Source organism: Streptomyces coacervatus (genome assembly GCF_029223485.1).
In the GTDB taxonomy this organism is placed as follows: domain Bacteria; phylum Actinomycetota; class Actinomycetes; order Streptomycetales; family Streptomycetaceae; genus Streptomyces; species Streptomyces coacervatus.
In genome coordinates, this window is the sequence record NZ_JARHTP010000008.1 from 374,658 (window position 1) to 387,866 (window position 13,209).

General features: G+C 71.2%; 13 protein-coding genes and 1 tRNA gene. 5 read left to right on the top strand and 9 right to left on the bottom strand.

All coding sequences use genetic code 11. The features are described 5' to 3' along the window. Positions 1-13 precede the first annotated feature (13 nt). From P2Q00_RS22030 to P2Q00_RS22040, 3 genes are all read right to left on the bottom strand, one after another. Positions 14-844, bottom strand: a complete 831-nt coding sequence (locus P2Q00_RS22030) for an SCO1664 family protein (protein ID WP_275774342.1) — start codon at positions 842-844, stop codon at positions 14-16. Beyond that, positions 808-1,398 carry a DUF3090 domain-containing protein gene (locus tag P2Q00_RS22035; protein ID WP_275774343.1) on the bottom strand — a complete coding sequence of 197 codons (591 nt, stop codon included), beginning with the start codon at positions 1,396-1,398 and terminating at the stop codon, positions 808-810. Before P2Q00_RS22035 ends, P2Q00_RS22030 begins: the two co-directional genes overlap by 37 nt. Positions 1,399-1,508: 110 nt before the next feature. Further along, positions 1,509-2,195, bottom strand: a complete 687-nt coding sequence (locus tag P2Q00_RS22040; RefSeq protein ID WP_275774344.1) for a histidine phosphatase family protein — start codon at positions 2,193-2,195, stop codon at positions 1,509-1,511. Between the two features lie 62 nt (positions 2,196-2,257). Here P2Q00_RS22040 and corA point away from each other — a divergent pair, with 62 nt between their 5' ends. After that, positions 2,258-3,256 (top strand): magnesium/cobalt transporter CorA, encoded by a 999-nt coding sequence (gene corA, locus P2Q00_RS22045; protein ID WP_275774345.1) that lies wholly within the window; start codon positions 2,258-2,260, stop codon positions 3,254-3,256. 12 nt (positions 3,257-3,268) lie between these two features. Here the strand turns inward: corA and P2Q00_RS22050 are convergent, their stop codons facing one another. Further along, positions 3,269-4,057: a ferritin-like domain-containing protein gene (locus P2Q00_RS22050; protein WP_275774346.1), complete on the bottom strand. Its 789-nt coding sequence runs from the start codon at positions 4,055-4,057 to the stop codon at positions 3,269-3,271. Between the two features lie 226 nt (positions 4,058-4,283). Then, positions 4,284-5,339 (bottom strand): LLM class F420-dependent oxidoreductase, encoded by a 1,056-nt coding sequence (locus tag P2Q00_RS22055; RefSeq protein ID WP_275774347.1) that lies wholly within the window; start codon positions 5,337-5,339, stop codon positions 4,284-4,286. Between the two features lie 111 nt (positions 5,340-5,450). On the opposite strand from P2Q00_RS22055, the gene P2Q00_RS22060 reads away from it, so the two are divergent. Beyond that, positions 5,451-6,437 (top strand): aldo/keto reductase, encoded by a 987-nt coding sequence (locus P2Q00_RS22060; RefSeq protein ID WP_275774348.1) that lies wholly within the window; start codon positions 5,451-5,453, stop codon positions 6,435-6,437. Further along, positions 6,434-8,821: a helix-hairpin-helix domain-containing protein gene (locus tag P2Q00_RS22065; RefSeq protein WP_425579505.1), complete on the top strand. Its 2,388-nt coding sequence runs from the start codon at positions 6,434-6,436 to the stop codon at positions 8,819-8,821. Before P2Q00_RS22060 ends, P2Q00_RS22065 begins: the two co-directional genes overlap by 4 nt. A 163-nt stretch (positions 8,822-8,984) precedes the next feature. Here P2Q00_RS22065 and P2Q00_RS22070 read toward each other — a convergent pair whose 3' ends face one another. Next, on the bottom strand, positions 8,985-9,701 hold the full coding sequence (locus P2Q00_RS22070) for a hypothetical protein (protein WP_275774349.1): 717 nt from the start codon (positions 9,699-9,701) through the stop codon (positions 8,985-8,987). Between the two features lie 47 nt (positions 9,702-9,748). Between P2Q00_RS22070 and P2Q00_RS22075 the strand changes: the two genes are divergently transcribed. Continuing rightward, entirely contained in the window at positions 9,749-9,937 is a 189-nt protein-coding gene (locus tag P2Q00_RS22075; RefSeq protein ID WP_005485166.1) for a DUF5703 family protein, read from the top strand. A 111-nt stretch (positions 9,938-10,048) separates the two neighbouring features. On the opposite strand, the gene P2Q00_RS22080 is transcribed toward P2Q00_RS22075, so the two are convergent. The 3 genes from P2Q00_RS22080 to P2Q00_RS22090 all read right to left on the bottom strand — a co-directional run bounded on the left by P2Q00_RS22080 (position 10,049) and on the right by P2Q00_RS22090 (position 12,713). Beyond that, positions 10,049-10,873 (bottom strand): chaplin, encoded by an 825-nt coding sequence (locus P2Q00_RS22080; protein ID WP_275774350.1) that lies wholly within the window; start codon positions 10,871-10,873, stop codon positions 10,049-10,051. Between the two features lie 142 nt (positions 10,874-11,015). After that, positions 11,016-11,249, bottom strand: a complete 234-nt coding sequence (gene chpH, locus P2Q00_RS22085) for a chaplin ChpH (protein ID WP_030947654.1) — start codon at positions 11,247-11,249, stop codon at positions 11,016-11,018. A gap of 138 nt (positions 11,250-11,387) precedes the next feature. Continuing rightward, positions 11,388-12,713, bottom strand: a complete 1,326-nt coding sequence (locus tag P2Q00_RS22090) for a M20/M25/M40 family metallo-hydrolase (RefSeq protein ID WP_275774352.1) — start codon at positions 12,711-12,713, stop codon at positions 11,388-11,390. A 186-nt stretch (positions 12,714-12,899) separates the two neighbouring features. Here P2Q00_RS22090 and P2Q00_RS22095 point away from each other — a divergent pair. Next, a tRNA-Leu gene (locus P2Q00_RS22095) sits at positions 12,900-12,987 on the top strand. The last annotated feature ends 222 nt before the right edge of the window (positions 12,988-13,209 follow it).

Sequence of the window (13,209 nt, forward strand, 5' to 3'; positions counted from 1 at the left end):
GCACAGTGTGCTGCTAGACAGGCGGCCAGGGAATGGCCGGCCACTCCCCGCTCGGCTCCGGGTGCTTGCCGGATTCCAGGAGTACGGCGACACGCGCGCGCGTGGCGTCGAGTTCGGCGGTGGTGATCAGGGCGGACAGCCGCGTGGCCAGGGCTCCTTGCGCGGCCAGGGACTCCTGGAGGGCCTTGAGGACGTCGACCGCCTCCGGGTCCAGCGGTTCCCCCGCCCACCCCCACAGCAGCGTCCTGAGCTTGTTCTCGGTGTTGAAGGTCACCCCGTGGTCGATCGCGTACAGCCGGCCGTCGGCCGTCGGCAGCAGGTGGCCGCCCTTGCGGTCCGCGTTGTTGATCACGGCGTCGAGCACGGCGAGCCGACGCAGCCGCTCGTCGTCGGCGTGCACCAGCAGCGCCGTCTTCCCGTCGCCGACCTCGGCGAAGCCGATCGCCTTCCAGCCCGGCTCCGGCTCCTCACCGTCCACCAGGGCGAGCAGCTCGGCCTCGGGACTCACCTCGATCCACAGCTGGACCATTCCCTCGCCGTACGGCCCCTCCCGCAGCACGGTGGGCGGGACGAGCCCCCAGCCGGTCGCCTCGGAGACCTCGTAGGCGGCCACCTCACGCTGGGCGAGGTTGCCGTCGGGGAAGTCCCACAGGGGCCGTTCACCGGCGACCGGCTTGTAGATGCAGGCCGCCTCCCGGCCGTCGTGGGAGATCGTGCAGTACAGCGCCGCGTTGGACGCCTCGCGGATACGGCCGCGCACGGTGAGCTCGCCGTCCCTGAGCAGGTCGGCGAGCGGGTCGTCGGTCGTCACGCTCCGCGGCGGTATCCGTTCTGGCGCGGACATACGTGTCCTTCCGGGTCGAGCGGGAGGCTGCACAGCGGGCACGGCGGCCGCCCGGCGTTGACGACGTCGAGGGCGCGCTTGGCGAAGGCCCTGGCCTGCGCGCCGGTCAGCCGGACCCGCAGCATCGGGGGCCCGTTCTCCTCGTCCTGGAGCAGGCGTTCCTCGGCCTCGGCGAGATCCTCCTCGGAGTCGGCGTCGAGCTCCACGAGGGCCTGCGCCTCGACGATCATGCGCTGCTCCTCGCCGTCCCAGGCAAGGGCCATGGTGCCGACCCGGAACTCCTCCTCGACGGGGGTGTCCAGCGGGTCGGAGTCGGAGATCTCGGTGGAGGCCACGGCCGGGACGGCGGCGCTGCCGCCACTGCGCCGTACGACCTCGTCGAGCAGTTCGTCCATGCGCTCGGCAAGGGCGGCGACCTGGGTCTTCTCCAGGGCCACACTGGTCACGCGGGGGCCCGCGGTGGCCTGGAGGAAGAACGTACGGCGTCCGGGCATACCGACCGTACCGGCCACGAAGCGGTCCGGGGGGTCGTAGAGGAACACCTGACGGGACACGTCCTGTCTCCTGGAATCTTGGATCGGCATCGGACCGGATGGCCGCACGAACTGCTGGTGCGGACGGGTGCGGCGCTATTGCGACCGCTTCACCCTACTGCGCCCGACGATCACGGTGCGCCCGCACCGCCCCCGACCGTGGCGTCGTCGGCCGGGGGTTCCTCGCGCGGCGCCAGTGACGCGAAATCACCGGTGTCACCGAGCCGTACGAGGAACGGCCTCAGACGTGTGTAACGGATCGCGGTGATGGAACACGGTTCAACGGAAATCCTCTGGAACAGGTCGAGATGAAGTCCAAGTGCGTCCGCGACGAGCGACTTGATGATGTCGCCGTGCGAGCACATGAGGTAGACGGCGTCGGCGCCGTGATCGCGCTCCACGCGCGCGTTCCATTCTCGTACGGCTTCGGCGGCGCGGGTCTGCATCGCGCGCATCGATTCGCCGCCGGGGAACGCGGCGGCCGACGGGTGCGCCTGCACGACCTCCATCAGCGGCTCGTCCCCCAGCTCGGCGAGCTTGCGGCCGGACCAGTCGCCGTAGTGGGCCTCCCCGATCCGCTCGTCGGTGTGCGCGGTCAGTGCGGGCCGGGCCTGCAGCAGCGGCTGGAGCGTCTCCTGGCAGCGCTGCAGCGGGCTGGTGACGACCTCGGAGATGGGCAGCCCGGCGAGCCGCCCGGGCAGTGCGGCGGCCTGCGCGGCCCCGCGCTCGTCGAGAGCGACACCGGGCGTCCAGCCGGCGAGCACTCCCTCGGTGTTGGCGGTGGAACGTCCGTGCCGGACCAGGATCAGCGTGGGCATGCGGCCAAGGGTAGGCGCACGCCGGGGTGCGCCCACGGGCGGACGGCGGGACAATACGCTCCGTGATCGTCGACTGCGCCATCTACCGCGACGGGCTACGGACGGAGGGGCCCGCGGACTTCTCGCACGCGCTGGCGCAGTGCCGTCGCGGGGGTGACGCCTTCGTATGGATCGGACTGTACGAGCCGACGGAGAAGGAGTTCGACCGGGTCTCGGAGGAGTTCGGACTGCACCCGCTGGCCGTCGAGGACGCCTTGAACGCGCATCAGCGGCCCAAGCTGGAGGTGTACGACGACTCGCTGTTCATGGTCCTCAAGCCGGTCGGGTACGAGGCGAAGAGCGACATCGTCACCTCCGGCGAGGTCATGGTCTTCATCGGCGACTCGTTCGTGGTGACCGTGCGCCACGGCGAGGAGGCGCCCCTCGCGGCCGTGCGACACCGGCTGGAGGAGGAGCCCGAGATGCTCCGGCACGGCCCTACGGCGGTGCTGTACTCGATCGCCGACGCCGTCGTCGACCACTATGTGGAGGTGGCGGGCGAGCTGGGCACGGACCTGGCGGAGCTGGAGGCGGAGGTGTTCTCGCCGACGGCCGGGGGCTCGCGGCACACGGCGTCCCGGATCTACGCCTTCAAGCGGCAGATCCTGGAGTTCCGCCGGTCCACGGGTCCGCTGGCGCAGCCGCTGGCCCGGCTCGCGGGCGGCGGCGTCTTCAGCGCCCAGGTGCCCTTCGTGCACGAGAAGGCGCAGCCCTTCTTCCGTGACGTCAGCGACCACCTCACGCGCGTGAACGAGTCGGTGGAGGGCCTTGACCGTCTGGTCTCGGACGTGCTCTCGGCGCATCTCGCGCAGATGAGCGTGCGGCAGAACGACGATATGCGGAAGATCTCCGCATGGGCGGCGATGGCGGCGGTCCCCACGATGATCGCGGGGATCTACGGCATGAACTTCGACCACATGCCCGAGCTGCACTGGAACGGGTCGTACCCGGCGGTGATCCTGGCGATGGCCGCCCTGGAGGTGCTGCTGTACCGCCTCTTCAAGCGCCGCGGCTGGCTGTAGGCCCTGCCCGGCTCAGGCGAACTCGGGTGCGGTCGTGGCGGATCCGCCCAGTGCGTCACGGCGCTCCGGCGTCTTCAGGCTCACCATCCGCCGCCAGCCCAGGAACCGCTCGTACGCGTAGACGGCGTGAATACCGGCGGCGAGCACCGCCGACTTGGCCCGCGGCCAGCCGAGGATGCGCCCCATGTGGTCCATGACGGCGAGGCTGACGTCCCGGTAGATCCGGATCTCCGCGAGAGCGCACTCCCGCAGCGTCCGCTGGATGGCCCGGCCGTGCCCGGCGTACGCGAAGCGCAGCAACTCCTCGTGGCAGTAGGCCAGGTGGTTGTCCTCGTCGTCCGAGATCATCCGCACCGCGCGGCCGATGTCGGGGTGGTCGGCGAAGTGCCTTCGCAGCAGGTCCATCTGCTCGGAGGCGCGCTGCTCGGTGACCCGGCTGTGGGACAGATAGATGACGATGTCCTGCACGGTGAGCGGTTCGTCGCTCTTGAGCTTCTCGTGGGCGAGGCCGATGCCGTGCTTCTCCAGGAGCATCGTGTAGTCGGTCTCGGACGGTACCGGGACGGGTTCGAGGCCGCGCTTCTTCATCAGGGCGTTGAAGATCCGCCCGTGCTTGTCCTCGTCGGCGCCGTGCCGGGTGATCTTGGGGGCGAGTGCGCGTTCGCTCCTGGGGACGAGCGCGGCGATCCGCCCGTTCTCCCAGCCGCCCTGGGACTCCCCGCTGGCCGCGATGGAGCAGAACAGGGCGAACGACTCGTCGTCGTCGAGGATCTCCTGGAAAAGACTCTTGGCCGAAAGCATCGTGGACACCTCTCTGCCGGACTCCGCAAAGAACGAGTCAAATGCGGCGCCAGAGGTGCTGCAACAGCTGTGTCGGACAACTCCGCCGAAAGGAGGACCCAAGGGGTCAGGTCACAGGCGTAACCGCACGCGCCCGGGCGCGTTGTTCCCCGTGACGGCCGTGGCGGGGAAGACCCCCGAGCCCCCACCACGGCCGCAGAAAATCTCCCCCGCCCAGGTGTGTTTGTTACGCCAGTCCGGCGCGCTCCAGGGCCTCGGTGCCCGCGCGGAGCGAGGCGATCCGCTCGTCGAGGGTGAAGCCGGCCGGGTTGAGGCTCAGGGTGGTGACTCCGGCCTCCGCGTACTCCTTCATCCGGTCCGCGATGCGGTCCACGGAGCCGAGCAGCGCCGTCTTGTCGATCAGGTCGTGCGGGATCGCGGCCGCGGCGCCCTGCTTGTCGCCGGACAGGTACTTCTCCTGGACCTCGGCGGCCGCCGCCTCGAATCCCATGCGCTGGGCGAGCTGGTTGTAGAAGTTCTGCTTGGCGCTGCCCATGCCGCCGACGTACAGCGCGGTGTAGGGGCGGAAGGCGTCGGCGAGCGTGGCCACGTCCTTGTCCTCGCCCACGGAGAGCGGGAGCGTCGGGCAGACGTCGAAGCCGTCGAGGGTCTTGCCTGCCTTCTCGCGCCCGGCGCGCAGGTATTTGATCGTGGTCTCCTCCAGGTGCTCGGCGGAGGGGAAGATCAGCAGGGCGCCGTCGGCGATCTCACCGGTCTGCTCGAGGTTCTTCGGGCCGATCGCGGCGATGTACAGCGGGATGTGCTCGCGCTCGGGGTGCACGGTCAGCTTGAGCGGCTTGCCCGGGCCGCCGGGCAGCGGCAGCGTCCAGTGCTCGCCCTCGAACGACAGCCGCTCGCGCGTCATCGCCTTGCGGACGATCTCGACGTACTCACGCGTGCGTGCCAGCGGTTTGTCGAACTTGACGCCGTACCAGCCCTCGGAGACCTGCGGGCCGGAGACGCCGAGGCCGAGCCGGAAGCGGCCGCCGGACAGCGAGTCGAGGGTGGCGGCGGTCATCGCGGTCATCGCGGGCTGGCGGGCCGGGATCTGGAAGATGGCCGAGCCGACGTCGATGCGCTCGGTCTGGGCGGCGACCCAGCTGAGCACGGTGGCCGCGTCCGACCCGTAGGCCTCGGCGGCCCAGCACACGGAGTACCCGAGTCGGTCGGCCTCCTTCGCGACCTCCAGGTTGTCCGCGTCCATTCCGGCACCCCAGTAGCCGAGGTTGATCCCGAGCTGCATGCCGATCCCCTTACCGATCAGTAACGTCCCTGTTCGGGAGACCCTAGCGTGCGGAAACTGGTTGTCCACAGGCCCCCACACCGAAGGTTCAGGCCAGTAATCTCGGCGTTCATGGAGCAGAGGTATCTCGGCCGTACCGGCCTTCGTGTGTCCCGCATCGGACTCGGCACGCTCACCTGGGGCAGGGACACCGACGAGCACGACGCCGCGGACCTCTTGAAAACGTTCTGGGAAGCGGGCGGCAGCCTCATCGACACGGCGGACGTGTACGGCGACGGAGAGGCCGAGTACCTGCTCGGACGCCTCATAGAAGGCCTGGTCCCGCGCCGGGACCTGGTGATCTCGACCAAGGCGGGCAGTGTGCCGGACCCGGACCGCCGGGTGGACGGCTCGCGCGGGCACCTGCTCTCCGCGCTGGACGCCTCGCTGACCCGCCTCGGCACGGACTACGTCGACGTCTGGCACATCCACGCCTTCGACCCGTACACCCCGCTCGAGGAGACCCTCCAGGCCCTCGACCTGGCGGTCAGCAGCGGGCGTGCGCGCTATGCCGGCATCTCCAACTTCTGCGGCTGGCAGCTCGCCAAGGCCGCGACATGGCAGCTGGCGGCCCCCGGGATGCGGACCCGGCTGGCGAGTACGCAGATGGAGTACTCGCTGCTGCAGCGCGGCGTCGAGCGCGAGGTGCTGCCGGCCGCGCTGGACCTGGGCATCGGCCTGCTGCCATCCTCGCCGCTGGGCCGGGGAGTCCTGACGGGCAAGTACCGGGGCGAGGCCCTGCCGCCCGACTCGCGCGGCGCCTCGGACCACCTGGCGCCCTTCGTCGAGCCGTACCTCGACGACACGGCGAGCCGCATCGTGGACGCGGTGCAGACCGCGGCGGACGGGCTCGCGGTGACGCCCCTCCAGGTCGCCCTCGCCTGGATCCGCGACCGGCCCGGCGTGGCCGCTCCCATCGTCGGCGCACGCAACTCGTCCCAGCTCACGGCGGCATTGTCAGTGGAGGCCCTTAGTCTTCCTGACGAGATCTGCCGGGCGCTCGACGACGTGTCGGCGCCCGTGCACCGCTATCCCGATCACGACTGGAGCACGCTGTGAGCACGGAGCCCGAGCCCACCGAGGACGCAGAGAACGCCGAGCCGGGGATGCCGGGCACCGCGGAGCAGAGCGGCGAACCGGACCTCGCGGCCCCATCGGCCGAAGCGGAGGGCAGCGCCGGTCAGACGGCGGGCGGGGCCGGTCATGCCGCGGAGAGCGAGAGCGGCGCTGGGGCGGCCTTGGCAGCAGAAGGCGGCGACGCCGGGTCGGCGGACCAGACGGCCGAGGGCGAAAGCGGCGACGACGCGGGCGTGCCTGCCGCGGCCGCCGCCGCGGGCGGCGAAGACGAATCTGCTTCCCAACTGTCCGAGGCCGAGGCCGAGTTGGCGGCTCAGCGGTTGGAGCGGGAGCGGATCGAGCGGCGCAAGGCCGAGCGGGCGGCGCCCATCGCGAGCGGAGCGAAGCTCAGCGGGAAGGCCGCCGATCTGCTGGCCGCCGTCCGTGCCGTGGAGAGCGGCGAGAAGCCCGTGGCCACCGCGTTCAGCGAGTCCGCACCCGCTCCTCGCCGCCCCGCCCCCGAGCCGGTACGGCGTCCGCAGCCGGCGCCCGCGGCCGCTGCTCCCGCGCCGGACGCCGTCGAGGCGGTACGACGTGTACTGACCGACTGCGGCGCACCGGACGGGATCGCGGCGCAGGCCGCCGCCGCCCTCGGCGAGGGCGCGGACGCCGTTCTGCAGGCGGATCCCTGGCTGCTGTTGCGCGTGGGCGGCGTGCGGCCCGAGCAGGCCGACGGCTTCGCGCGGGCGCTGCTCGGTGCGGAGTGCGGTCCGGACGACGAGCGGCGGGGCCGGGCGCTGACGGGGTGGCTGCTGGAGCAGGCGGCGCTCGCCGGGCACACGGCTCTGGAGCTGCCCGCGCTCACCGCTGCGCTGGCCCAGCGGGGCGTGCCCGACGCCGACGCGGCCGTGCAGAGCGCCGTCGCGGAGGGCGAGGCCCTGGTCTTCCAGGACGCCCTCGACCCGACCGCGCCTGCCCCGGAGGCGGCCGAGGAGGGCGAGGAGCCTGCCGAGCGTCCGGTCCGGATCCTGGTCGGCCTGGAGCGGTATGCGCTTGCGGAGGAGAGCCTCGCCGACGGACTGGCCCGCCTGATCAACTCGGTACCGAAGGAGGACGGTTCGGCCGAGGCCTGGGAGCGCGCTGCCGCCTCCGCGCAGGACTCCACCGCCGAACTGGTGCGCGCGGCCGCGGGCCACGGCCTGGTGCTGCACACCGGCGGCGAGGCATCCCTGGCCGAACCGGCGGCACTGCTGCGGACGGCAGCCGCCCTCGGCCTGCGCGCCTGGGCGGCCACCCACAGCCCCACCGGCCGCGACCGCTTCGCAGGGCTGTGGGCGCCGGGCGGGGCTGCGCCGGGCGGCCCTGGGAGCGGATCCGTGCCGGGCGGCGGCAGGACAAGCGGCACCGCGCCGGACGCCGAGTCCGGCGCCGCCTCCGTCGCCACCGTCGCCGGGCTTCTCTCCGGTGCCGAGGGGCCCGGACGGGACGCGGACGGGGCCCTGGACCTGGATCTGCTCGTGGTGCTCGACGCGCCCCAACTGGACGTCGAGACGGGGGCCCTGCTCGTCGAGTCGCTGCCCGACGGTGCCCGGCTGGTGCTGGCCGGTGACCCGGGGGTGCTGTGGTCGGCCGGGCCCGGGCGGGTGTTCGCCGATCTGCTGGCGGCGCGGATCTGTCCTCGTATCGCCTCGCGGCGGCCGGACCTCGGTCCCCTGGGCGAGCTGGTTTCCGGTATCGGCATCGGGGAGCTCAACCAGGTCGAGGCCCCCGGCAAGGAGGTGGTGATCGTCCCGGTGCGGGACGCGGGCGAGGCCGTGCACCGGACCGTGCAGCTCGTCGCCGACTCGGTGCCACGGGCGATCGGTGTTCCGGCCGAGCAGACGCAGGTGATCACGCCGGGCCACGGCGGCGCGGCGGGCACACGCACGCTCAACGCGGCACTGAAGGAACGCCTCAACCCCGGCCCCGGCCGCTTCGGCGGCTTCGACCCCGGCGACCGGATCGCCTACTCCCCCGCCCCGGGCCGCACGACACCGGGCACGGTCGTGAAGGCCGACGCCGACGGGCTGCATCTGTCCTGCGCGGGCGCCCCCGTCGTCGTACCGAAGGACCAGGTGGAGCAGTCGGTGCGGCACGGGTGGGCGCTCACCGCGCACCAGGCAGTGGGCAACCGGTGGCCCGCGGTGGTCGTGGTGCTGCCGGGCGACGCGGCGCAGTCCCTGAGCCGCCCCTGGGTCTACACGGCGTTCGGCAGGGCGGACCGCCACCTGTCCGTGGTCCACGGCGCGGACCAGGCCCTCCCCCGAGCCGTGGCCGAGGTCCAGGCGAAGCCCCGCACGACTCGCCTGCCGACACTGCTCAGCACACAACTACCGGCAACCGGCTGACCGAGGGGGCACGGCACCCCCCTAGGGGCGCGGGGAACTGCGCGACCAGCCACAAACGACCCGCAGCCAGACACCGACCGCACCAACCACGCACCCGAACGGCGGCGGCGTTCACGGAGATCATCCGTGAACCCCGCCGCCGTAAAAGCGGTCCAGCCCCGCGCTAGCGGTCCGCGTCCAGTGGCTCCAAGTCCTCGTCACCATCCAGATCCGTGTCGAGGTCATCCTCGATGTCGTCGTGCACCCCGGCCAGACGCCCGTCGTCGATCTCATCGTCAAAGACCGCGCTGACGTCGAAACGGCAGACCACCCGCTGCGGATCGATCTGCTCGAACGGCGCCTCCAGCCACTCGCCCGGCTCGGCCGGTTCGTCCGTGGCCGTCACCCAGAGCGTGGAGTCGCCCTCCTCCAGACCGAACTCCTTGTGCCGCGAGGCGATCTCGTCCGGTTCGAACTCGCCGAACAGGATGCCCAGCGCTCCGTGCACCGTCGCGGAGGCCTCCGCGCCGTTGCCCGCGCCGTCCTCGGAGTCCGCCGCCTCCACCCGCTGCGCCTGCGCCAGCAGCCGATGCGGCTCCGCCACGGCGTAGTCGCGGCGGATCAGCACACTAAGCGCGTTCGGCTCCTCGGGGCCCGTGTACGGCGGCAGTGTGTCCTCCGCACCGGGGATCTCGAAGGGCGTGACCTCGTCGTAGCGGTCGTAGAGCAGCTCGTCGTACGTCTCGGCGGCCGCGGCCAGCTCGTTGAACGCCTCGTAGACGGCCTGGTCATCCTCCCCGGACCTGCGTTCGACCGCGGCCAGGTGGCGGTCGAGCGCGGTCTTGACCGCCTCGGCGGCGGCTCGTACCTCGGCAGCGGTGGGCTGCGCAGCATCAGACATAGTGCAGACGCTATCCGTACCGGGCCCCAGCCCGCACAATAGATGCGATGCCGGAATACGAATTTGTCGACGTGTACGTACCGCGCGGGGTTTCCCGCAAGGACGCCACACGCCTGCTGACGGACCATGCCGAGTACGGACACTGGGAGTTGGACCGTCTGAGCCTGCTGCGCGACGGCAGCCGCAGGGTGCGGTTGCGCCGGCGGATCATCCGCCAGGTGCGCGCCACGTGGTGAGCTGAGGCGACGACGGCGACGGAAACGGAGCGGGCCCCGCCAGCACGGGGCCCGCTCCGTTCTGCGCACCGTAGGGGAAGTTTGCGGTGCTTCATGTGGACATGCGCCGGTTCAGGCCGAGGCGCGCGCCTTGCGGTACATCACCGCGCCCGCCAGCAGCGCCCCCGCGCCCACCGGGAGCACGACGCCGATCGGCAGGTCGCTGCCGGTGTGCGCGAGCTGTGCGGTGCCCTGGGGCTGGGTGACCGTCTGGGTGCCCGGGTGGTTGGTGTGCGAGGAGCCGCCAGGCGTCTTGCCGCCCGCGCCGGGCGGAGTGGTCGGGGTGCCGGGGTGACCGGGGGTGCCCGGGTGACCGGGGGTGCCCGGGTGACCGGGGGTGCCGGGGTTGCCGGGGTGTCCCGGCTGCCCGGGGTGCCCCGGGTGTCCTGGCTGCCCCGGGTGCCCTGGCTGTCCGGGCGGCGGCGTCCCGTGGCCGCCCCCGGGAGGCGTGGTGTGCCCGCCGCCCGAACCGCCGCCGTTGGCGCACTCGTTGTCCTCGGTGGCGTTGCCGATGCCGACGATGTCGACACTGTTGCCGCAGACGTTCACCGGTGCGTCGACCGGCGCCTGGACGTTGTTGCCCGAGCCGATACCGGGCGAGTCACTGGCGTGCCCGTCGGCCTGGGATCCGCCGCCGGAGCCGCCGTGCCCGCCGCCCTTGTTGGCGCACTCGTTGCCGCTCGCCGGGTTGAGGATTCCGACGACGTTGACCGTGTTGCCGCAGACGTTCACCGGCACATGCACCGGCGCCTGCACCGTGTTGCCGGACAGTACGCCGGGCGAGTCCGAACTGGAGCCGTACGCGCCCGAGTCGGCGTGGGCGTAACCGCCCGCCGCGGCGAGCACGCCGGTCGCCGCCGCCACGGTCATCAGGCCCTTGCGGGTGACCTGTCGCATTGCTGAATTCTCCCTGCCTTCATTCCTGACCTGGAATCTCGCGAAATCCCGCGTGGAAATTCGCGAAAAGGCCGGTCGGCTCCGGAGCACATGGCACGCGCTCCGGAGCCGACGGGCGTGAACGACCCTCAGCGGGTCGACGTCACTTGTTGATGCAGGTGTTGCCGAAGGCGGGGTTCAGCAGCCCGATCACGGAGATCGTGTTGCCGCAGACGTTCACGGGGACGTGCACGGGCACCTGAACGACGTTGCCGGAAGCGATACCCGGCGAGTGCACCGCGGCACCCTGGGCACCGGCGTCGGCGACGGCCAGGCCCGCACCCGCGAGAACCAGACCACCAGTGGCAGCCGCAGCGGCTACGACCTTCTTGAGCATTATTCCTCCTTGTTGGCAAAAGCGATCCCGTGTTGCTGATCGCATTACCTGTAACGAGGAGGAAGTAATGGAGCTACGAGCTGATGGTCGCATTCACTCTTCTCGGGCCCGTTCCGTACGCGCTGCCGATTACGAAGGTCACGACGCGTCGATGAAGCGGTCGAGCACGCGCACGCCGAACTTCAGGCCGTCTACCGGAACTCGCTCGTCGACACCGTGGAACATGCCCGCGAAGTCCAGCTCCGGGGGCAGCTTGAGCGGTGCGAAGCCGAAGCCGCGGATGCCCAGTTCGTCGAAGGACTTGGCGTCCGTGCCGCCGGAGAGCATGTACGGGATCGCCTTGGCGGCCGGGTCCTCGGCCACCAGCGCGGACTGCATGGCATCCACCAGGGCCCCGTCGAAGGTGGTCTCGACGGCCTTGTCGGCGTGCACGTCCTCGCGCTTCACCTTGGGCCCGAGGATCTTGTCCAGGTCGGCGAGGAACTCCTCCTCGAACCCGGGCAGGAAGCGCCCATCGACGTGCGCCGTGGCCTCGCCCGGGATGACGTTGACCTTGTAACCGGCGCCCAGCTGCGTGGGGTTGGCGGTGTTGCTCAGGGTCGCGCCGATGAGCTTGGCGATGCCGCCGAGCCGGGCGAGCGTGCCCTCCATGTCCTCCGGGTCCAGCTCGGTGCCGAGCGCGTCGCCGAGTTCGTCGAGGAAGGCCCGCGTGGTCTTGGTCACCCGTACCGGGAACTTGTGCCGCCCGAGCCGCGCGACGGCCTCGGACAGCTCGGTGATGGCGTTGTCCCGGTGGATCATCGACCCGTGCCCGGCGGTGCCGGCCACGGTGAGCTTCATCCAGTGCATGCCCTTCTCGGCCGTCTGGATCAGATAGAGCCGCCGCTGCTCGTTGACCGTGAAGGAGAAGCCGCCGACCTCGCTGATCGCCTCGGTGACTCCTTCGAAGAGGCCTGGGTGCTTGTCGACGAGGTGCCGGGCGCCGTACGTACCGCCTGCCTCCTCGTCGGCGAGGAAGGCGAGGACGATGTCGCGCGGGGGCCTGCGCCCGCTGCGCAGCCGGTCGCGGACGACCGCCAGGGTCATCGCGTCCATGTCCTTCATATCGACGGCGCCCCGCCCCCACACGCACCCGTCCGTGACCTCGCCCGAGAAGGGGTGGTGGGTCCAGTCGTCGGCGTTGGCCGGTACGACGTCCAGGTGGCCGTGGATGAGCAGCGCGGGCCGCGACGGGTCCTCGCCCTCGATCCGGGCCACCGTGGAGGCCCGGCCCGGGTGCGACTCGAAGATCTTCGATTCGAGACCCACCTCGGCAAGCTTCTCGGCGACGTACTCGGCCGCCTTCCGCTCCCCCGGACCCGAGTGGTCGCCGTAGTTGCTGGTGTCGATCTGGATCAGCTCGCGGCAGAGGTCCACGACCTCGTCCTCGCCGGTGACGCCCCTGGCCGTGTCCGTCTCGCTCACGCTGCTTCCTCCCGCTGTCACTGCTGGTGGTTCCCCTCATCCTCCCTCTCGCCCGGCCGCTCCCCAAGACCGGACCCGGCCCGTCACACGCCGTTCACGCCGGACGGGGGGTGACCAGGGAGCCCTCGAAAGCCTGGTAATGTTTCCTTCGTCGCCGCGGGGGAAACCCCGCTCGACAGACACCTTGTCCGGGTGGCGGAATGGCAGACGCGCTAGCTTGAGGTGCTAGTGCCCTTTATCGGGCGTGGGGGTTCAAGTCCCCCCTCGGACACCAGCGGGACGTTCACGAGATCGTCCCGAGACGTTCACGAATTACCGGTTGAGCCACGTGGCTCGCCGGTTTTTCGTCGTTCCTGGGGCCTTCGGGCTGCACGGTCGGCTGGGTGAGGGGTTGGTGCGGTGGCGGTCCGGGTACTGCGCCCCTCACCTGCGGAAACAGGACGTGCCTGTGCGACGGCTGGTGGCCACGGCACAGGCATGTGGGGTTTTCGGGGAG

What these genes read in the sequence shown, in the direction of transcription:
- P2Q00_RS22075 (WP_005485166.1), top strand. Translation starts at nt 9,749, where the DNA reads ATGCCGGAATACGAATTTGTCGACGTGTACGTACCGCGCGGGGTTTCC.
- P2Q00_RS22040 (WP_275774344.1), bottom strand. Translation starts at nt 2,195, where the DNA reads ATGCCCACGCTGATCCTGGTCCGGCACGGACGTTCCACCGCCAACACC.
- P2Q00_RS22030 (WP_275774342.1), bottom strand. Translation starts at nt 844, where the DNA reads ATGTCCGCGCCAGAACGGATACCGCCGCGGAGCGTGACGACCGACGAC.
- chpH (WP_030947654.1), bottom strand. Translation starts at nt 11,249, where the DNA reads ATGCTCAAGAAGGTCGTAGCCGCTGCGGCTGCCACTGGTGGTCTGGTT.
- P2Q00_RS22050 (WP_275774346.1), bottom strand. Translation starts at nt 4,057, where the DNA reads ATGCTTTCGGCCAAGAGTCTTTTCCAGGAGATCCTCGACGACGACGAG.
- P2Q00_RS22080 (WP_275774350.1), bottom strand. Translation starts at nt 10,873, where the DNA reads ATGCGACAGGTCACCCGCAAGGGCCTGATGACCGTGGCGGCGGCGACC.
- P2Q00_RS22055 (WP_275774347.1), bottom strand. Translation starts at nt 5,339, where the DNA reads ATGCAGCTCGGGATCAACCTCGGCTACTGGGGTGCCGGAATGGACGCG.
- P2Q00_RS22070 (WP_275774349.1), bottom strand. Translation starts at nt 9,701, where the DNA reads ATGTCTGATGCTGCGCAGCCCACCGCTGCCGAGGTACGAGCCGCCGCC.
- P2Q00_RS22060 (WP_275774348.1), top strand. Translation starts at nt 5,451, where the DNA reads ATGGAGCAGAGGTATCTCGGCCGTACCGGCCTTCGTGTGTCCCGCATC.